Source organism: Pseudomonas sp. m6p (assembly GCF_055760375.1).
Genome location: NZ_CM147084.1, coordinates 3,149,065 through 3,168,520, shown reverse-complemented (window position 1 = coordinate 3,168,520; position 19,456 = coordinate 3,149,065). Strand labels below are relative to the sequence as shown.

13 protein-coding genes are annotated in these 19,456 nt (G+C 55.3%); 6 read left to right on the top strand and 7 right to left on the bottom strand.

What is annotated here, in order from left to right; genetic code table 11:
• Positions 1-128: 128 nt before the first annotated feature.
• Positions 129-497: a DUF427 domain-containing protein gene (locus tag ACYZUM_RS14295; protein WP_108183037.1), complete on the top strand. Its 369-nt coding sequence runs from the start codon at positions 129-131 to the stop codon at positions 495-497.
• A 148-nt stretch (positions 498-645) separates the two neighbouring features.
• On the opposite strand, the gene ACYZUM_RS14290 is transcribed toward ACYZUM_RS14295, so the two are convergent.
• Together ACYZUM_RS14290 and ACYZUM_RS14285 are read right to left on the bottom strand one after the other, a co-directional pair.
• On the bottom strand, positions 646-2,268 hold the full coding sequence (locus ACYZUM_RS14290; protein ID WP_108183036.1) for an MFS transporter: 1,623 nt from the start codon (positions 2,266-2,268) through the stop codon (positions 646-648).
• 153 nt (positions 2,269-2,421) lie between these two features.
• Positions 2,422-4,068: a GMC family oxidoreductase gene (locus tag ACYZUM_RS14285; RefSeq protein ID WP_108183035.1), complete on the bottom strand. Its 1,647-nt coding sequence runs from the start codon at positions 4,066-4,068 to the stop codon at positions 2,422-2,424.
• A 133-nt stretch (positions 4,069-4,201) separates the two neighbouring features.
• On the opposite strand from ACYZUM_RS14285, the gene ACYZUM_RS14280 reads away from it, so the two are divergent.
• The 4 genes from ACYZUM_RS14280 (at position 4,202) to hcnC (ending at position 8,315) form a co-directional block, all read left to right on the top strand.
• Positions 4,202-5,092 (top strand): LysR family transcriptional regulator, encoded by an 891-nt coding sequence (locus ACYZUM_RS14280; protein WP_041073375.1) that lies wholly within the window; start codon positions 4,202-4,204, stop codon positions 5,090-5,092.
• 250 nt (positions 5,093-5,342) lie between these two features.
• The gene (locus ACYZUM_RS14275) at positions 5,343-5,657 is read left to right on the top strand and encodes a (2Fe-2S)-binding protein (protein WP_041073555.1); all 315 of its coding nucleotides are present in this window, start codon (positions 5,343-5,345) and stop codon (positions 5,655-5,657) included.
• Positions 5,654-7,063: a cyanide-forming glycine dehydrogenase subunit HcnB gene (hcnB, locus tag ACYZUM_RS14270; protein ID WP_108183034.1), complete on the top strand. Its 1,410-nt coding sequence runs from the start codon at positions 5,654-5,656 to the stop codon at positions 7,061-7,063. The genes ACYZUM_RS14275 and hcnB overlap by 4 nt, the downstream gene beginning before the upstream one ends.
• Complete coding sequence (hcnC, locus tag ACYZUM_RS14265) at positions 7,056-8,315, top strand: cyanide-forming glycine dehydrogenase subunit HcnC (RefSeq protein ID WP_086792649.1); 1,260 nt, start codon at positions 7,056-7,058, stop codon at positions 8,313-8,315. Before hcnB ends, hcnC begins: the two co-directional genes overlap by 8 nt.
• Before the next feature lie 187 nt (positions 8,316-8,502).
• On the opposite strand, the gene ACYZUM_RS14260 is transcribed toward hcnC, so the two are convergent.
• Positions 8,503-10,311, bottom strand: coding sequence for a monovalent cation:proton antiporter-2 (CPA2) family protein (locus ACYZUM_RS14260; protein WP_047293571.1), 1,809 nt, complete (start codon positions 10,309-10,311; stop codon positions 8,503-8,505).
• 239 nt (positions 10,312-10,550) lie between these two features.
• Between ACYZUM_RS14260 and ACYZUM_RS14255 the strand changes: the two genes are divergently transcribed.
• Positions 10,551-11,465: a LysR family transcriptional regulator gene (locus ACYZUM_RS14255; RefSeq protein ID WP_108183033.1), complete on the top strand. Its 915-nt coding sequence runs from the start codon at positions 10,551-10,553 to the stop codon at positions 11,463-11,465.
• Here the strand turns inward: ACYZUM_RS14255 and ACYZUM_RS14250 are convergent.
• The 4 genes from ACYZUM_RS14250 to ACYZUM_RS14235 form a co-directional block, all read right to left on the bottom strand.
• Positions 11,455-12,222 (bottom strand): substrate-binding domain-containing protein, encoded by a 768-nt coding sequence (locus tag ACYZUM_RS14250; protein ID WP_108183032.1) that lies wholly within the window; start codon positions 12,220-12,222, stop codon positions 11,455-11,457. The genes ACYZUM_RS14255 and ACYZUM_RS14250 overlap by 11 nt on opposite strands.
• An 11-nt stretch (positions 12,223-12,233) precedes the next feature.
• Positions 12,234-13,526, bottom strand: a complete 1,293-nt coding sequence (gene tcuC / locus ACYZUM_RS14245) for an MFS transporter (protein WP_108183031.1) — start codon at positions 13,524-13,526, stop codon at positions 12,234-12,236.
• A gap of 431 nt (positions 13,527-13,957) precedes the next feature.
• Positions 13,958-15,817 (bottom strand): phospholipase D-like domain-containing protein, encoded by a 1,860-nt coding sequence (locus ACYZUM_RS14240; protein WP_108183030.1) that lies wholly within the window; start codon positions 15,815-15,817, stop codon positions 13,958-13,960.
• Between the two features lie 10 nt (positions 15,818-15,827).
• On the bottom strand, positions 15,828-19,454 hold the full coding sequence (locus ACYZUM_RS14235) for an AAA domain-containing protein (RefSeq protein WP_108183029.1): 3,627 nt from the start codon (positions 19,452-19,454) through the stop codon (positions 15,828-15,830).
• Positions 19,455-19,456: the final 2 nt, after the last annotated feature.

Sequence of the window (19,456 nt, the reverse complement as noted above, 5' to 3'; positions counted from 1 at the left end):
ACTCGGAAATCGCGTTATACCTGACACACGCGATTCCTGGATTCAGGGCTGCTACGCAGCCCAGCGGGACGGTGCGACGATTCGACAAGCTCCCTCGCCACAGTTCATTTGTCCCTGGAGAAACCCCCATGAGCACCACCGGCCTCAACCCCGTCATCACCCTCGAAGAACTTCCCGGTTGCCTGCTGGTGAAATTCCACGGCATCCAGGTCGCAGCGTCCTCGCATGTGCTGGTTCTTCATGAGGCCAATTACCCGCCGGTGTACTACGTGCCCCGCGAGGACATCGACGAAAAATACTTCGCCCGCACCGACCACACCAGTTATTGCCCGTACAAGGGCGACGCCAATTACTTCAGCTTGCAAATACCGGGGCATGAGGCGGCGAATGCGGTGTGGACGTATGAGAAACCGAAAATCTCGGTCGAGCAGATCAAGGACTATGTGGCGTTTTATCCGGATCAGGTGAAGTTCGAGGTGATCACGGCGGATGCTTAGTTCCTGGAAGAAGAGATTCAATTGTGGCGAGGGGATTTATCCCCGATGGACTACGCAGTAGTCCCATTTTTCACGGGGGGCGCTACGCACCCCATCGGGGATAAATCCCCTCGCCACAGGTTTTTTACCAAAGGATCATGTTTCAGATTCAGTTCTTATCGAGATCGATATTCTTCGTCTCACGCAGACAAATCATCCCCACCACCAGGCTCACCCCGGTAATCAGCACCGGGTACCACAGCCCATAGAAAATATCCCCGGTGTACACCACCAGCGCGAACGACACGGTCGGCAGGAAACCGCCGAACCAGCCGTTGCCGATGTGATACGGCAGGGACATCGAGGTGTAGCGGATGCGCGTCGGGAACAGCTCGACCATCAGCGCGGCCAGCGGGCCGTAGCACATGGCCGAGATGATGATCAGCGCGACAATCAGTGCCACGATCATCGGTTTGTTGATCTGCTGCAGGTCGGCCTGTTGCGGGTAACCGGCGAGGGTGACGGCGCCGCGCAGGGCCGATTCGTCATAGCCGTCGATCCTCACGTCGCCGATGCTCACCTGCACGCCGCTGCCGGCCGGCGCTGCGGCGCTGGTATAGGGCAGGCCTTGCTTGACCAGGAAGGTCTTGACCTTGTCGCACGGGCTGTCGAATTTGGCCTTGCCCACCGGGTCGAACTGAAAGGTGCAGGTTGCTGGGTCCGCCAGTACAGTGATCGGCGCCTGACGGCTGGCCTGATCGATTGCCGGATTGGCGTAGTGGGCGAGGGATTTGAAAATCGGAAAGTACAGCGCCGTCGCCAGCAGCAAACCGAGCATCAACACCGGTTTGCGTCCGACCTTGTCCGACAGCCAGCCGAAAATGATGAAGAACGGCGCACCGATCACCACGCTGATGATCAGCAGGCTGTTGGCAACGGCCGGATCCATTTTCAGAAACTGGGTGAGGAAAAACAGCACGTAGAACTGCGCGGCGTAAAAGGTCACCGCTTGCCCGGCGTTGATGCTGAACAGCGCGATCAGCACGACCTTGAGGTTCTCCCATTTGCCGAAGGATTCGCGGATCGGCGCCTTCGACGCTTTGCCTTGCTCTTTCATTTTCAGGTAGGCCGGCGACTCGTGCAGGCTCAGGCGGATCCAGGTGGAAATGCCCAGCAGCACGATCGACAGCAGAAACGGAATGCGCCAGCCCCAGACTTCAAACTGGTCACCGGTGAAGTACCGGCAACCAAGCACCACCAGCAGCGACAGCAGCAGGCCGAGGGTCGCGGTGGACTGAATCCAGCTGGTGTGGAAACCGCGCTTGCCGATGGGCGCGTGTTCCGCCACGTAAGTCGCGGCGCCGCCGTATTCACCGCCCAGCGCCAGGCCCTGGAGCATGCGCAGCACCACCAGAATGATCGGCGCGGCGATGCCGATGCTGGCGTAGTTCGGCAGCAGGCCGACGCAGAACGTGGCGATGCCCATCAGGACGATGGTCGCGAGGAAGGTGTATTTGCGCCCGATCATGTCCCCCAACCGACCGAACACTAGCGCCCCGAACGGCCGCACGATAAACCCGGCGGCGAAGGCCATCAGCGCGAAGATGAACGCCGTGGTGTCGTTGACGCCGGCGAAGAACTGTTTGCTGATCACCGCCGCCAGGGCGCCGTAGAGGAAGAAGTCATACCACTCGAACACCGTCCCCAGCGACGAGGCGAAGATGACTTTCTGTGTGGCATTGCTGGTGCTGGCGCCGCTCGCGGCATCCAGCGGCTGAGCGTGTTCTGACATATCGGTATCCCTCACAGTGATTGTTTTTGTTGTTCCACTGGTGTTGCGCGCTGCCTTGAACGAATTACACGGCCCCCTGTAGGAGCTGCCGCAGGCTGCGATCTTTTGATCTTGTAAAAGCCAAAGGCAAAAGATCGCAGCCTGCGGCAGCTCCTACAGGATTTGGGCCAGTTCGGGGGTGGGTGTGCAGGTCCTGATCGGTGGGTTGAGGATCATCTGCGCCGCCTTCTCGGCAATCATCAGCGTAGGCGAACAGGTATTGCCCGAGGTGATGCGCGGCATGATCGAGGCGTCGGCGATGCGCAGGCCGGGCACGCCATGCACGCGCAGTTGTGCATCGACCACCGCATCAGCGTCATTGCCCATGCGGCAGGTGCCGACCGGGTGGAAAATCGTCGTGCCGATTCGCGCGGCCGCTTCGTGCAACTGCTCCTCGCTTTGCAGGTTGTCGCCGGGCAAATATTCCACCGGTTTGAACGCTTGCAGGGCCGGGGCGCTGACGATGCGGCGGGTGAGGCGGATCGCATCGGCGGCCACGCGCAAATCTTCCGGATGGCTGAGGTAGTTCGGTTGAATCAGCGGCGCTTCCTGCGGATCCGCCGAACGGATATCGATCCGCCCACGGCTCTGCGGACGCAGATCACAGACCGACGCGGTGAACGCCGGGAAACTGTGCAGCGGCTCGCCAAAGCGCTCCAGCGACAGCGGTTGCACGTGGTATTCAAGGTTTGCTGAAGTCTGCTCCGGCCCTGATCGGGCAAACGCGCCCAACTGACTCGGCGCCATCGACAGCGGCCCGCTGCGGTCATACAGATAACGCAGGCCCATGCCCATCTTGCCCCACAGGCTGCCGGCGATCTGATTCAACGTGCGGGCGTTTTGCAGTTTGTAGATCAGGCGCAATTGCAGGTGATCCTGCAGGTTGCCGCCAACCCCCGGCAGCTCATGAATCACCCCGATGCCGAGGTGTTCCAGCAACGGCCGCGGGCCGATTCCGGAGCGCTGCAGAATGCTCGGGGAACCGACGGCACCGGCGCAGAGGATGATTTCCTTGCGCGCCTTGAAGCTTTTCACCTGGCCTTCGTGACGCGCGCTGACTTTGCAAGCACGGCCGTTTTCCAGCAGCACCCGATCCACTTCAACCCCGGTCAGCACCGTCAGATTGGCCCGCTCGCGAATCGGTTTGAGAAATGCCTTCGCCGCGTTCCAGCGCACCCCGGCCTTCTGGTTGACCTGGAAGTAGCCGCAACCCTCGTTGTCGCCCTGGTTGAAGTCGTCGATGCTGGCGATGCCGCTCTGTTCGGCGGCGCTGCGAAACGCGTCGAGAATCGGCCATGACAACCGCTGTTGCTCAACCCGCCATTCACCCATGGCGCCGTGAAATTCAGCGGCGCCGGCAAAGTGGTTTTCGCTCTGTTTGAACAGTGGCAGCACGTCGTTCCAGGCCCAGCCCGGATTACCCTCGGCCGCCCAGCCGTCATAGTCGCCGGCCTGGCCGCGCATGTAGATCATGCCGTTGATGGAGGAGCAGCCACCGAGCACTTTGCCGCGCGGGTAACTCAGGCTGCGTCCCTGCAGGCCGGGTTGGGCTTCGGTCTTGAAGCACCAGTCGGTGCGTGGGTTGCCAATGCAGAACAGATAGCCGACCGGGATGTGAATCCACGCGTAGTTGTCGCGTCCGCCGGCTTCGAGCAGCAACACCCGCTGCTGCTTGTCTGCCGACAATCGATTGGCCAGCAGGCAGCCGGCAGGTCCGGCACCGACCACGATGTAGTCGTATTCTTCAAGGGAAGTCTGCATTCCCTGACCTCGCTTTTTGTTTTTATTGTCCGACACTCTAGTTGTTAGCTTTCGTTAAAAGAATGTTAGTTTTTACCCAGCCGCTGTGCGTTTTCGAACAGCCTGGCTTGACCCTGGCTGACAAGGACACCCCATGTTCGACTGGAACGACCTGCGGTTTTTTCTGGAGTTGCAACGCAGCGGCCGCCTGCTCACGGCCGCCCGACGCCTGAACACCACTCACGCCACCGTCGCCAGGCACATCGAGGCCATCGAAAGGAGCCTCGGCACCGCACTGTTCGTCCAGCATGCCCAAGGCTACGAAATGACCCCGGCGGGGGAGGCGCTGCTCAAGCACGCCGAAGCCATGGAAAACGTCGCGCTATTGGCGCAGGAAGAGATCACCCAATCCACCGCGCCGCTGGGCAAGATCCGCGTCGGCGTCACGGAAGGGCTGGGTATCAAATTTCTCGCCAGCCGCATGATCGGCCTGTTCGAACGCTATCCCGGCCTGGAGGTGGAGCTGGTGGCCGTGCCGCGGTTCGTCAGCATCCTCAACCGCGAGGCGGAAATCAGCATCCACCTTGAACGCCCGGCCGCCGACATGCTGGTCACGCGCAAGCTCACGGACTATCGGTTAGCGCTCTACGCCAGTCAGGCCTACCTCGACAAGGCACCGCCGCTACAGAGTCGCGAAGACCTCGCCCGGCATGCGTGGATCGGCTATGTGGATGATCTGCTGTTCAGCCAGGAACTGATGTTCCTCAACAGTTTCTGTCGCAGCCCGCGCGTTGTATTCCACAGCACCAGCGTGATCGCCCAGCAGGAGGCGGCGCGCTCGGGCCTGGGAATTGCTGTGTTGCCCTGCTATATGGCGGCGTCGGATCCGGATCTGCGGCTGTTGCTGCCGGAGGAGCGTATTGAGCGCAGTTACTGGATCAGCACCCGGCGCGAGCTGCACAAATCGGTGCGGCTGCGGGTGGTCTGGGATTATGTGGTGGGGCTGTGCGAGGCGGAGCAGGGGCTGCTCAGCGGTAAACACTGACACCTCAAGGGTTTTTCACCCGGCTCGAGATTTCACCGATCTGGATCAATATTTCCCCTTGAAATATCACCTAACTTAAAAGATCCAGGCCCTTGTTGCGGTATCGACTACAGTGCTCCGGTGCGCGATTTGCTGCGCTGATGGAGTAGCCCGGCAGCCCCCACCAACAATCACAACGGGTCGCCAGGCAGAGTGCAGCAAGGAGCTGACGTAGAACTCCCCCTGAAACTTTTCACGGATGAACATCGTAATGCACTGCCTCGAACGCACCTTTGATATCCAGCCCCTGACCCAGGCGGATATGACTGTCCACATCAACGGCCAACCGGTTAGCGCGGCCATCGGTGAAACGGTCCTCAGCGTTATCCAGTCCCTCGGTGTGCGCCAGGTCGCACGTAACGATCATGACCAGATCAGCGGCGCCTATTGCGGCATGGGCGTGTGCCAGTGCTGCCTGGTGAAAATCAACGGTCGGCACAAGCGCCGAGCCTGCCAGACGGTGGTGCGCGACGGTATGCGGATTGAAACCCAGGTCAACCGCATCAACGAGCAGGAGGTTGTATGAGCCTGCAACCGGTGATCGTCGGCGGTGGTCCGGCGGGGATGGCGGCGGCCATCGAACTGGCGCGCCATGGCGTGCGCTGTACCTTGCTCGAAGAGGCTTCGCGCCTCGGTGGGGTGGTCTATCGCGGGCCGTTGCGTGACGGCGTGCAACTGGATTACCTCGGGCCACGTTATTCCGAAGCCCTGAGCAAACTGCATGGTGACTTTCAGCAACAGGCCGGGCTGATTGACGTGCGCCTGAATCACCGCGTGGTCGGCGCCGAAGGCACCCGTGCCCTAGTGGTGCTGGATGGCGATGAGCAACTGCATGAGATCGATTATCCGCAATTGCTGCTGGCCGCCGGTTGTCACGAACGCAGCGTGCCGTTTCCCGGCTGGACCCTGCCGGGCGTGATCATGCTCGGCGGCCTGCAACTGCAAATCAAAAGTGGCGTGGTCAAGCCGCAGGGACCGGTGGTCATCGCCGGTACCGGGCCGTTGCTGCCGCTGGTGGCAACGCAGCTGCACGCGTCCGGCGTCAAAGTCGCGGGCGTGTACGAAGCCTGCGCCTTCGGCAAGATCGCCCGCGAAAGCCTGGCGTTGCTGAACAAGCCGCAGTTGTTCCTCGATGGTTTGAGCATGCTCGCTTACCTGAAACTGCACGGCATCCCGATGAACTACGGCTGGGGCGTGGTCGAAGCTCATGGCGACGGCGAGCTGACAAGCGTCAGCGTGGCACCGTACTCGGCCACCTGGGAGCCGGACCTGACACGCATCGAGCGCTTCGAAGCGCAGACCCTGGCGGTCGGTTACGGTTTTATCCCGCGCACCCAGCTCAGTCAGCAGATGGGCCTCGACCACGGTTTCAGCGACGACGGTTACCTGCGCGCCAATGCCAACAGCTGGCAACAAAGCAACGAGCCGCATGTGCACCTGGCCGGTGACATGGGCGGCATTCGCGGCGGTGAAGCGGCGATGCTCGCCGGCAGAATCGCTGCCACCTCGATCCTGCTGCAACGCGGGATTATCGAAGAGGATCTGGCACGGGTACGCCGCGACCGTTATTTGGGCAAACTCAAATCCATCGTGCGCTTTCGTGCGGCTGTCGACCGCTACACCGAACGCGGTGTCGGCCAGACCGCTTTGCCGGCTGCCGATACGGTGATCTGCCGCTGTGAACATGCGACCCGCGCGGACATTGATCTGGCGCTGGAGCAAGGTGTGCAGGACATCGCCAGCCTGAAGATGCGCACCCGCGTCAGCATGGGCGATTGTCAGGGCCGGATGTGCGTCGGCTACTGCAGCGATCGCCTGCGCCAGGCGACCGGGCGCAAGGACGTTGGCTGGTTGCGCCCGCGTTTCCCGATCGATCCGATTCCTTTTTCCGCGTTCCAGTCCGGCGGCACGGAGGCCGTTTCCCATGAGTAAGTTCTATGACGTGATCATTGCCGGCGGCGGCGTGATCGGGGCGTCCTGCGCCTATCAATTGTCCAAGCGCGAGAACCTCAAGGTGGCGTTGATCGACGCCAAACGACCGGGCAACGCAACCCGCGCTTCGGCCGGCGGCTTGTGGGCCATCGGCGAGTCGGTGGGGCTGGGCTGCGGGGTGATTTTCTTCCGGATGATGTCGGCCAACCGCAAACGCGAAACCCAGGGCGCGGCCGTCGCGGTGGACGCCAGCACGCCGCATATCCTGCCGGAGTCGTTCTTCGATTTCGCCTTGCAGTCCAACGCGCTGTACCCGGCGTTGCATCGCGAGCTGAAGGACAAGCACGGGATGGATTTCAAATTCGAAAAGACCGGACTGAAGTTCGTCATTTATGACGACGAGGACCGGCTCTACGCCGAGCACATTGTCAGCTGCATTCCGCATCTGGCCGATCAGGTGCGCTGGCTCGATCAGGCTGCGCTGCGCGAAGCCGAGCCGAGCGTCAGCCATGAGGCTCGTGGGGCACTGGAATTTCTCTGCGACCACCAGGTCAGCCCGTTCCGTCTCGCCGATGCCTACATGGAAGGTGCGCGGCAGAACGGCGTCGACATCTTCGTCAATACCAACGTCACTGGCGTGTTGCACCACGGCAGCCGCGTGACCGGCGTGCAGACGGCCGAAGAGGGTGTGTTCCACTGCAAAACCCTGATCAACGCCGGCGGCGCCTGGGCGGCGGATTTGAGCGAATGGGCCACCGGTGTGCGGATTCCGGTGAAGCCGGTCAAGGGCCAGATCCTGCTGACCGAACGCATGCCGAAAATCCTCAACGGTTGCCTGACTACCAGTGACTGCTATGTGGCGCAGAAGGACAACGGCGAGATCCTGATCGGCAGCACCACCGAAGACAAAGGCTTCGACGTCACCACCACCTACCCGGAAATCGCCGGACTGGTGCAGGGCGCGGTGCGCTGCCTGCCGGAACTCAAGGACGTCAACCTCAAGCGCACCTGGGCCGGATTGCGTCCGGGCTCGCCGGATGAACTGCCGATCCTCGGGCCGATGCGTGGAGTGGAGGGGTATCTGAATGCCTGCGGACACTTCCGCACCGGCATCCTGACCTCGGCGATTACCGGGGTGCTGCTCGACAAACTGGTCAACCAGGAAGCGCTGCCGCTGGATATCACACCGTTCCTCGCGGATCGGTTTGAGGTGGCACCGGTCAAGCAAGCGCTGGAGTTAGAGCTGGCCTGATCCAATCCCCTGTAGGAGCTGCCGCAGGCTGCGATCTTTTGATTTTGATTTTTAAGATCAAGATCAAAAAATCGTAGCCTGCGGCAGCTCCTACAGGGTTTTCGGTCGTTCACAAAATCTGTGGGAGCGGGCTTGCCCGCGAAGGCGTCAGTGCTGTCGGCCTGACGTTTGGATCTGTGCAAGGAGGTCAGGCCTTGCGCGCTTCCTCTTCCAACTGATCCGATTCGAACAGCCGCGCCAGTTCCGCACGGGCTTCCTGAGCGGTCTGCAGGACTTTCGCCGCGTCGTCGTAAACGGCGTGCTGCGCCTCCAGCACCTGCTCATCGTGGTGCTTGAAGCGCTTGATCCGCGCATCGGCCTGAGCCTGGGTCAAACCCAGGCCGACCAGGGTGCGGCGGCTCATTTCCAGACTGGAGTAATAGGTCTCACGAATCGGCTCGGCGCCGACATCCACCAGGCGGTGCACGTGCTGACGGTTACGTGCGCGGGCGATGATCTTCATGTGCGGATACAGCTTGCGCACGATCTCGGCGGTCTTGATGTTGGTTTCCGGATCGTCCGTGGCAATCACGAAGTATTCCGCCTCGCCAACCTTTGCCGCATTGAGGATTTCCGGGCGCATCGGGTCGCCATAGAACACCGGTACGCCGCCAAAACTGCGCGACAGTTCGATGGTTTCCACAGAGGTGTCCAGAGCCACGAACTTGATGTTCTGCGCCCGCAGAATCCGCGCCACGATCTGGCCCATCCGACCCATGCCGGCGATCACCACGCGCGGTGCCTCGGTATCGATTTCGCGGAATTTCTCCGGTACTTCCACCGGCTGCACTTTCGGGCTGACCAGCCGCGCACAGATCAACAGCAGCAACGGCGTCAACGCCATCGACAGAGTGATAGTGAGCACCAGCAGGTCATACAGGCGCGGTTCGAACAGACCCTGATCGCGCCCGATCTTGAACACCACAAAGGCAAATTCACCGCCGGCCGCGAGCACGATACCCAGGCGAATCGCACTGACCTTGGTCAGCCCACCAGCCAGGCGCCCGACCACAAACAGCAGCGGCAACTTCAAGCCGATCAGCAACAGCGTCAGGCCCAGCACGGTGATCGGCGCACTCAGCAGCAGACTCAGGTTGGCGCCCATGCCGACGCTGATGAAAAACAGCCCGAGCAGCAAGCCCTTGAACGGCTCGATCTGCGCTTCCAGTTCATGCCGATATTCGGAGTCCGCCAGCAGCAGACCGGCGAGGAAAGCCCCGAGGGCCATCGACACGCCGACCAGATCCATCAGCCACGCCGTACCGATCACCACCAGCAATGCGGTGGCGGTAGACACCTCCGGCAGACCGGTTTTCGCCACCACGCGGAACACCGGACGCAACAGATAACGCCCGCCGACCACCACCACGGCGATCCCGCCGAGTACTTGCAAACCGTGATTCAGGCTTTCTGCGTTGCTGGTGGCATGCGCGCTACCGGCGAGCATCGGCACCAGCGCGATCAACGGGATCGCGGCGATGTCCTGAAACAGCAGAATCGCAAACGCCAGCCGCCCATGCGGGCTGGTGAGTTCCTTGCGCTCGGCCAGGCTCTGCAGGCCGAATGCGGTGGACGACAGCGCCAGGCCAAGGCCGAGCACAATTGCACTGTTCAGCGGCTGACCGAACACATACAACGCCAGCACGCCGATCACCGCTGCGGTCAGCAGCACCTGCGCCAGACCCACGCCGAACACCGACTTGCGCATCACCCACAAGCGCCGTGGCGACAGTTCCAGGCCGATGATGAACAACAGCAGCACCACGCCCAGTTCGGAAATATGCGCGACGCTTTGCGGATTACCGATCAGACCGAGTACCGACGGGCCAATGATCACCCCCGCCAACAGATAACCGAGCACCGCGCCCAGTTGCAGACGTTTGGCCAAGGGCACGGTGAGCACTGCGGCGAACAGAAACACGACAGCGGCTTGTAACAGGTTGCCTTCATGGGGCATGGGTTGACTCCTGACAGCGGTACGGCGGGGGGTGACAAGGATAAAGGCTGAAACGATTCAAGATCCACCGAAGATCCCCTGCAGGAGCTGTCGAAGGCTGCGATCTTTTGATCTTGTTTTTGAAGATCAAAAGATCGCAGCCTTCGGCAGCTCCTACAGTGAGCCAGTGTAAATCTGTAATAATTTGCATCAAATGGTTACATTGATAGCCTTCGCGAATCAGTCTTTCCGAGTCCGCCATGGCCATCAACTTCGATCTCAACGACCTGCAGGCTTTTCGCGCGGTGGTCGAGCAGGGCAGCTTCCGCAAGGCCGCCGACACCGTGCGCCTGTCACAACCGGCCTTGAGCCGACGCATCGAAAAGCTCGAGGACGCCCTCGGCGTAAAACTGTTCGAACGCACCACGCGCAAAGTCAGCCTGACTCAGGCCGGGCGCGGCTTCATGCCCAGCGTCGAGCGTTTGCTGGATGATCTGGACGTGGCGTTGCTGGGCATCAGCGAAGTCGCTTCGACGCGAATGGGCCACGTCACCGTCGCCTGCGTGCCGTCGGCAGCCTACTACTTCATGCCGCGCGTGGTCGCCCGCTATCACCAGCAGTTTCCGCGGATCAAGGTCAAAGTCCTCGATTCCAGCGCCCACGACGTGCTCAGTGCGGTGGTCAATGGCGAAGCGGATTTCGGTTTGAGCTTCATCGGCACCCAGGATGCCAAAGTCGATTTCGAACCGCTTGTGCAGGAGTGCTATGTTGTCGCCTGTCGCCGTGATCATCCGTTGGCCGGGCGCAGCAGCGTGAGCTGGGACGAGTTCTATCAGCAGGATTACATCTCGCTGGACAAGACGTCCGGCAACCGGTTTCTGCTCGATCAGGCCTTGAGCCGAGTGGTGCCGCAACGCCAGAGCATCTGCGAGACGCGGCATGTGACGACGATGATTGGTCTGGTGGAAGCGGGGCTTGGCGTAGCGGCGGTGCCGCTGATGGCGATGCCCGGGCCGGATCATCCGATCCTGACCCGGGTGCCGCTGACCGATCCGCAAGTGATGCGCAGTGTCGGCATCATCAAACGCCGGGGTCGCACGTTGACCCCGGCAGCACTGGAGCTCGAACGGCTGGTGGTGGAAATGAAAGTCCAGCCGCCGACGATCAGCGCTTGACCGAATCCAGCCCGGTGGCTTGCACGTCAGCCTGGGCGGCAGGCGCGGCGAGGTAGTCGAGCAGGGCCTTGGCCTCTTTCGGATGCTGCGCACCGACCGGGATGCCGGCGGCAAAACGCGTCACCGACTGCACCGATTCCGGAATCTTGCCGACAAAACTCACCCCCGGCACCGGCAGCAATTCGCTGACCTGCTGGAAGCCCAGTTGATAATCGCCGGTGGCAACCACCGAACCGACCGGGACTTTCGGGATCATTTTCGCCTTAGGTTTCAGCTGATCTTCTACGCCGAGTTTGTTGAACAACTCCTTCTCGATGTACACGCCGCTGGCACTGTCGGAGTAGGCCACCGATGTTGCGTCGAGCAGGGTTTTCTTCAGGCTTTCGACGCTGCTGATGTCTGGCTTCGGCGCGCCTTCACGCACCACCAGACCGATCCGCGAATCCGCCAGTTCGACCCGCGAGGCCGGGTCGACCTTGCCTTGTTTGATCAAGTCATCGAGGGCATAGCCGACCATGATCACCACGTCGGCGTGTTCGCCACGGGCGAGGCGATTGGGGATCGCCTCCAGCGCCTTGCCCATCGACGGGCCGAGCTGGGTGTCGAGGGTGTTGCCGGTGGCCGCCGCGAATTTCGGGCCGAGGATTTTGTAGGCCGCGGTGAAGCCGCCCGACGTCATCACGTTCAGCTGTTCAGCATGGGCCAGGGCGCTGAACGCGAAGAGGGCGATGGCGCTGAGATTGATCAGTTTTTTCAAGGTGTTGCTCCTTATGCGGCAACCGGTTGCAGACGGCCGCCTGCGCGGCGATAGAGGTACAGCGTGGCGCCCAACGCACACAGTGCGCCGACGCTCATCCAGTAACCCGGCGCGGCCTTGTCGCCGGTGTACTGGATCAGGAAGGTCGACATCGCCGGGGTGAAACCACCGAAAATCGCGGTCGCCAGACTGTAGGCGAGGGAGAAGCCGGCCACCCGCACTTCGACCGGCATGATCTCGGTCAGCGCCGGAATCATTGCGCCGTTGTACATGCCGTAGATGAACGACAGCCACAACAGCGACAGCAACATGTGACTGAAGCTTGGCGCCTGCACCAGGTACGACAGCGCCGGGTAGGTGCTGGCCAGCGCCAGCAGCGACATCGCAATCAACACCGGGCGCCGGCCGATGCGGTCGGACAACATGCCGCCAATCGGCAGCCAGAAGAAGTTAGAGACGCCCACCAGCAAGGTCACCAGCAGCGCATCGGAGGTGCTCAGGTGCAGCACGGTTTTGCCGAAGGTCGGCGCGTACACGGTGATCAGGTAGAACGCGGTGGTGGTCAACGCGACCATCAACATGCCGCCGAGCACCACGCCCCAGTTCTGGCCGAGGGTGCGGAACACTTCTTTCATGCTCGGGCGGTGTTTGCGTGCGGCGAATTCTTCGGTTTCCGCCAGGTTACGGCGCAGCAGGAAGATGAACGGCACGATCAGGCAGCCGACGAAAAACGGAATCCGCCAGCCCCAATCGGCCACCACGCTCGGCGCCATCCACGCGTTCAGCGCATAGCCCAATGCTGCCGCGACGATGATCGCGACCTGCTGACTGGCTGACTGCCAAGCGGTGAAAAAGCCTTTGCGGCCCGGTGTGGCGATTTCCGACAAGTACACCGAAACACCGCCCAGTTCCGCACCGGCGGAGAAGCCTTGCAACAGCCGTCCGACCAACACCAGCGCTGGCGCAAACAGACCAATGCTCTCGTACCCGGGCACCAGCACAATCAGGATCGTGCCGCTGGCCATGATCGACAGGGTGACGATCAACCCTTTGCGCCGACCAACGTCATCGATGTACGCACCCAGCACGATGGCGCCCAGCGGACGCATCAGAAAGCCTGCGCCGAACACCGCGAACGTCATCATCAGGGAAGCGAACTCACTGCTCGCCGGGAAGAACACCGCCGCGATCTGCGTGGCGTAGAAGCCGAACAGAAAGAAGTCGAACTGTTCGAGGAAGTTGCCCGAGGTCACCCGGAAAATGGCGCCGGCCCGCGAGCCGCCGTGTGGGATTGAGGCTGTCATAGAAAAATCTCCACCGCTTTTATGACGTGCGCGACGTGGAAGCGGCGCACGGTTGTTATTGCGGCGGATGGTCGCGCAGCTGTAACAGGTTGTTAATTGCATTGTTGGCATTGATTGATGTGCAAAGTGGATCAATCCACTTCCTCAAACGAAAAGTGGTGCGTCGGTTCGACGTGCTAACCCGAAGCAATTTGTCAGGCAGAAGTTTTAATTGAAATTGGCCGATTACTAGGCAACTGCTAACTGCGTAAGTGCAGTTGATGTGGTGCTCGAAACCCTTATGTTCTCTTCGGTATAAATTCAGAGAAGGAGTCCTATTAAACCCTTCTCTGAATAACGAATGCTATCGCTCATGACGCTCTTGCTGACGATCAAGGCGCCAAAAGTGTAGCGAATACTCTATACCCTCTAACAGAAGACTTAGAAATAAGTTAATTTATATTGTGGAAGCTATTGAAGGACTCTCTAATGCGAGTGGAGAAATCGCCGCCGTGCAAATGAATGCCAATTTCCGAAAGCTGATCTCCTCGAGATGATGCGGATAGCCAGTTCAGGCTCGTCACAATTAAATCATGCGAGTCCCACGTTAAAAATTTTGCATGTACCTGGGGATTGTTTGCTCTAAACATTTCAAATCCGTCCTCTTCAAGCTCATTTTCAAGACGTTTTGATTCTTGGGTAGTCATTGGCATGCTACTTCGACCATAGCAAACCTTTATCGAAATTGAAGGAGTGCTACGCTTTGCTGCTTTTAGTGGAGTAAAAATAGGGCGATCACCGGCATAGCTCACTCTATGGCTGCAAACTAAAATTTCTTCCTTCGCGTTTTTACAAGCTGACTTGGCTAGAGTGTGGTGGTCTGAGGCTGTAAGTAATTTTACTTCAATAGTATTTTTATCATGTTTTTCACTCTCAAGAGCGGTCGGTGAGTTTTTTAATCTGGCAGATTGAACTGCAAAATCCCGACTTAACGGATTAGCTAATCCTTTACTTCCAATGGCTAAAGATGAGCAGATGTCAAAAAACTGAGATGCTATAATGTTGTCTGTAATGCAGGCGGAGGACTCAAATCTGTTAAAGTTAGAAGATAACCAGTTGCAGGAGCCAATAGTGACGCGCCAATTGTCTTCGGCTGTGTCGCTAATTATAAATTTGGCATGAGAGTTGGTTGGCTGGCGATGGATTCTAAACTGTGTTCCTAGTCCAAGCATGCCGATTTCATTTTGAATTTTAGATATGGAGTCGGAAGTGAGTTTGTAGGTTGCCAGTTTGTCTTCAGATTCCGGTGGGGTCTGTCCCCACATGATATCAATCCGAACGGAACGTCGTGCGGCTTCAACTAAATTTTCAAGAACATCTCGAAGGCACGATTCAGTAATAAAAGTGGAATGGATTATGAGTCGAGATCGTGAGTTATTAATTTCAGATAAAAAGTGTGATTTGTGCTCGTCGGGTTTCGCTATGATTTTTATGTTGTGGTTCTGAATGGTCGCTGGTGTGAAAGCTTTTTCTAAAGAATATATTTTATGTACTGTGTGGGTGATACTGGAGTCTGCAATGCCTCCGATAAGCTTAATGAATTCCCTTTGGGTATTAGCTGCGCTAATTATCTCTTCGCGAAGTTCATTTGAGATTTCCGGTACGCCAGTAATGCAGTTATTTTCATCTACCCGCGCGATTGTATAGCGAATATTGTCGGCATAACTGCGCTTAACAGTGTCGCTTTCGAACCCATGTACGTCTTCGTCATCATTTGCAACGCAAGACAGTATGTCAGAGATGTCCGGCTCAAAAACAGGTTTCTCAGTTTGTAGCGTTGTTGAAAAGTTACCATATTGAGAAAGCAATCTGTCAGCTTTCCCTTTAGGATAAATTTGATAGGTTTGCCTTTTTTTTCTATCTACTCTATAGCATTGTTGAGTTATGGGGTCAACTATGAAGTTTCTTGTTCTAATGAGCGGCTCTTTGTTTACTGGTAGATCAATTTGCGTTGCGGCTGCTAAACCTCTCTGTGTTACTTGAAATTGATAGTCTTGTTTGGTGCTTAGGATTTCCACCCAGCCTGCCTTCATCAAGGGGATGATTATTTCAGTTATAAGCTGTTTTGGAAGAAGAGTTTTTTCTGATAATTGATTAGATGTTAATGATTCTACTGCTAGGGTTTGCAGTATTAGGTGGTCAACAGCTCCCCAATTGAGGCGTTTCATGATCTTGAATTTGTGAAAGCCATGACCAAATGGGACTTTTACAAAAATAATAGGTTTTCGGTTGTTTATATTTTGTTCGGTCATTCTGGTCTTCTCATTGAGCGCTGAGTAACTGAGTGTGTTTTACGGTTACAAATTTTGATTGCGCAGAAAATAGGTTAAGCTTTTGCATCATTTTTAGGAGAAATTGAAAATCTTCGTTGCCGTGATATATGCGTTCTTTTCTTATTTTTTGTTCCCATATTTTCAAGAATTCATACGAGCCAACTATCACAAGTTGGAATTTCGCTCTGCTGAGGAGTACGTTCATTCTGCGGCTGTCGAGTAAAAAACCCAGCGCCCCAGAGGCATACGATTCGCCATTGTTTCGAACGAGAGATACAATTACTACATCCGCTTCCGCTCCTTGGAAACTATCCACCGTTTTGCAGAAGCTTGATGCGTCGTCAGGTCTCGAAAATGCACTAATGTTTGGAAGTTGATCAGAGTTGTTGGCTATGTCACGCTCAAGTAATCGAACTTGTTGTGAGTAAGGAGAGAGGATGGCAAGTTTCGGTGCTTTTTCTGTATCATTTGTACGTAATTTTTTTAGTAATTTTAATACGCACTTTCTTTCGAGGCTATTGTTCCATGTTGGCCTCTCTTCGTGTCCGTGGGAACGCAGATTCGCTTGAGCGTCTGGGATTTCAATCCAAGTTATCGCGGCCCGATTTAGCTTTTTGGCTATCTTGCAAGAACCTTCAAAGAAGAATGGTTTTGGTGTTTTTTTGTAATAATCGATCTTGGCTGGAAAAGTTTTTAGCTTATCATCGTAAAACGCATGCGAGATTAGGTCGGCTATGTCGGGATGCATCCGGTGTTGAAGTAGTAGCGGGCTCGCAATTGGTCTATGCCACAGTTCAGTACCATATCTTTGGAGGCTCTTTTGTTTTACGGATTCTTCTTCGTTAATTAGAGTTTCAAATAGTAAGTGAAGTCGTAGGGCCTCGTGGCTGATCTTTTGTAGCTGTTGGTCGTCTAGGTTTTTTATAAAGTTAGGTGTAAATGTTTCTTTGATGAATTCGCCTTTTATTAGGCTGTTATTTACTTCTGTTGAAGTTTCAATTGCTCCCCGTAATTTAGACAGGTTGCTTAGTGTCTTGCGCATTTCGGATGAAGCGTACGGAGGGAGTTGCTTGTGATCCCCAATCATTAGCCGGCGATATGAAAGTAAGAGAGGACTCAATAATTCGATGCCTGTAGCTTTTCCTGTTTCTTCCATTACTGTCCAATCAAATTGGGCTCGCGATTTTATTAGGTCTTCTACCTGTCTGGAGTTTGTGGTAGTGAATACCAGGTTTGCCGCTTTTAAAATTTGGCTCATCAATGAGAAACGCATCGCTCTATTGGATGGTTTGGCGAGCTCTAAAATTCTATCTTTTGTTGATTCGGCAGGAGCTTTGTCAAAAGCTTCGCTTTTGACTAAATTCTCAAGGTTCTGTCTCGAAATGTCATCAAGCTGTGTTGTTGCATCTCGTTCTTCATCTCCGCTTCCCTCTTTTATGCAGCTTACTATCAACGGTTTTGAATGTTGATCTTCAAGAGCACCTTTAACTTCTTGATATAGATGCTGAACAGTCGAGTGGCTTTGTGCAGTTAATAAAATCCTAGTGTCGGGTTCTGCATCGAAGGTCTGCCTCACTAAAGTTGTCACTAAGTGAGTCTTGCCAACTCCTGGAGGACCTTGAACGAGATGCAATGGAATTGTGGATCTTATCCTTTTCAAGGCTTCTTGTTTGGATGAGTCAAGATCTTGGTAGGCAGCATCTATGATGTTTTCGTCGTGGGAATCCATGCTTGATAGATGAGGGTTTTCAAGCATTGCTATCAATTCTGAGTGTTCGCTGAGAGCATCAATCGATCCAGCTCTTCTGCTTAATTGTTTTGTTGTTCCTTGAGCAGAACCTGGGATTAAATAATAGTTCTGATACTCGGGGTCTGGAGTCATTGCCTGGAACTCGAAAATGTCTTCGCCAGATAACTCTTGGTGTTGTTGAAAGATGAGCAGTACTTCCTGCTCTTCTTCGTTGAAGTTTATATTGCTTACGAGGAACCAATTTGGCTCGATTGATTGTGAGTCAAATAGGATTTTCTTTAATCTTTTTGCTGGGCTTTCAATGCCAAGTCCTTGCGCGATATCATCAATGCTACTATCTGATCTACTTTTCAAACGAATAATATTTTGACTAGGATCTTCTCTATCAGGGTTGTAAGATAGAATTTCGACAGGGTAGATTTGGGATTTTGCGTAAGCTATTTCTGCCAAATGGTAGGCTGAGAATCCTAGTAGAAGTGTGCGTGAATCTTGGGTGGTCTTAAGTGTGTTACGTAATTCAAGTATTGTGTCTGCCCAAGAATCATATACCTTAGAAAGTTTGCTGCGATCATTGTGCGTGAAACATGAAATTGAGGAGTCGATTTTCTTTGAGGGAACAGAGCCGTCAATTTTCCGAGGAGGAGTGATATATGCGTGTGTGCAGTAAGCACACTCCCAAGTGCCTTCGGTGTCAGTTCTATCTTTTTTATTTTTCGCTAGAATATAGGTCAGGCTTGATCCCATGAGTACAATTTCTTCTTGTCCTCTGTCATTTTTAAAAATACATAGTATAGGTGATTCCTGTAAATCATCTTGTATGAATTGTAGAAATTCAGCTATGTTTTGATCAGATATAGGAATACCGTGGATGCCATAAAATGCCATCTGTACGGCAGAGAAAACGGACATTCGTACGGCACTAGCCGCTGGTGGTGAGTTGGGGGGGGTTAGGCGGAAAGCAATTCCTAATGCTTCTTCTTGTGATGCGTTAATTTCATCTAGTTTTTTAATGATAGATTGGATTTTTGGTTCTATTATGTCGTGGTTTATTCCTTCGTTTGATATGTTTGTGTCTAGTCGAATTCGTCCTGCAAGTCCACGGATTATATTGATCTCGTCTAGGGTGAGCTCTGTTTTTTCAACTAGCTCTTTTATTGGATGATTTAAATCGAATACTGATTCAATATCAAGCCTGAGGATTTTTGCGATAAGAACTCCCAGATCTTGCCAGTCACTCAGAAATGAAAAACACGCGGGCTCAAACCGAACGTTAGTGGAGAATTCTAGGTTTGATTTGATGCGGTTAACTCGAATGGACCATTCAAAGCCAGTTAGTTGAAAGTCATCTTCATCGCTTTCAGCGTTTGTAAGTATTGAATTTAGGTCTAAATTTCTGTGCAGAATGCCTTGGGAGTGGAGCAGTTGAAGTGCTTGTGATATACGTATTACATTTCGCCAAAATCGCGATCTGTTTTTCTTGTTTTTCAGGTTGTTAATCCAGTGGCGTATTGTTAGGGTGCCTTCTAATTTTTCAGGGAAGTAAACTTGAAGTGGTTTTCGTTCTCCAGCTCCAAGAACTAAATAGAACCCTTGATCATCTTGGCTTGACGACATTATTGGGGCAATGAAATCACCAACTCCAGGGCAGCCTCTCAGTCGTTGAAGTTGCCGAACTTCGTATAGCCAAATTTCGTGAAGAGTCCTTTGCGCATCTGGATTTGTTTTTGGCCAAAACTTGATTAATACTGGCGAGTCATTCAACTCTGCTTCTATTAGCTTTTGAGATTCTGCGTCAGATCTTTTGTCTGGTATTTCTCTTAAATTTTGAAATTTTTCTAGAAACTTTTTTTCGGTGCTTGTATGCATAT

Coding starts and splice junctions, on each gene's coding strand:
- ACYZUM_RS14295 (WP_108183037.1), top strand. CDS start 129: ATGAGCACCACCGGCCTCAACCCCGTCATCACCCTCGAAGAACTTCCC.
- ACYZUM_RS14290 (WP_108183036.1), bottom strand. CDS start 2,268: ATGTCAGAACACGCTCAGCCGCTGGATGCCGCGAGCGGCGCCAGCACC.
- ACYZUM_RS14285 (WP_108183035.1), bottom strand. CDS start 4,068: ATGCAGACTTCCCTTGAAGAATACGACTACATCGTGGTCGGTGCCGGA.
- ACYZUM_RS14280 (WP_041073375.1), top strand. CDS start 4,202: ATGTTCGACTGGAACGACCTGCGGTTTTTTCTGGAGTTGCAACGCAGC.
- ACYZUM_RS14275 (WP_041073555.1), top strand. CDS start 5,343: ATGCACTGCCTCGAACGCACCTTTGATATCCAGCCCCTGACCCAGGCG.
- hcnB (WP_108183034.1), top strand. CDS start 5,654: ATGAGCCTGCAACCGGTGATCGTCGGCGGTGGTCCGGCGGGGATGGCG.
- hcnC (WP_086792649.1), top strand. CDS start 7,056: ATGAGTAAGTTCTATGACGTGATCATTGCCGGCGGCGGCGTGATCGGG.
- ACYZUM_RS14260 (WP_047293571.1), bottom strand. CDS start 10,311: ATGCCCCATGAAGGCAACCTGTTACAAGCCGCTGTCGTGTTTCTGTTC.
- ACYZUM_RS14255 (WP_108183033.1), top strand. CDS start 10,551: ATGGCCATCAACTTCGATCTCAACGACCTGCAGGCTTTTCGCGCGGTG.
- tcuC (WP_108183031.1), bottom strand. CDS start 13,526: ATGACAGCCTCAATCCCACACGGCGGCTCGCGGGCCGGCGCCATTTTC.
- ACYZUM_RS14240 (WP_108183030.1), bottom strand. CDS start 15,817: ATGACCGAACAAAATATAAACAACCGAAAACCTATTATTTTTGTAAAA.
- ACYZUM_RS14235 (WP_108183029.1), bottom strand. CDS start 19,454: ATGCATACAAGCACCGAAAAAAAGTTTCTAGAAAAATTTCAAAATTTA.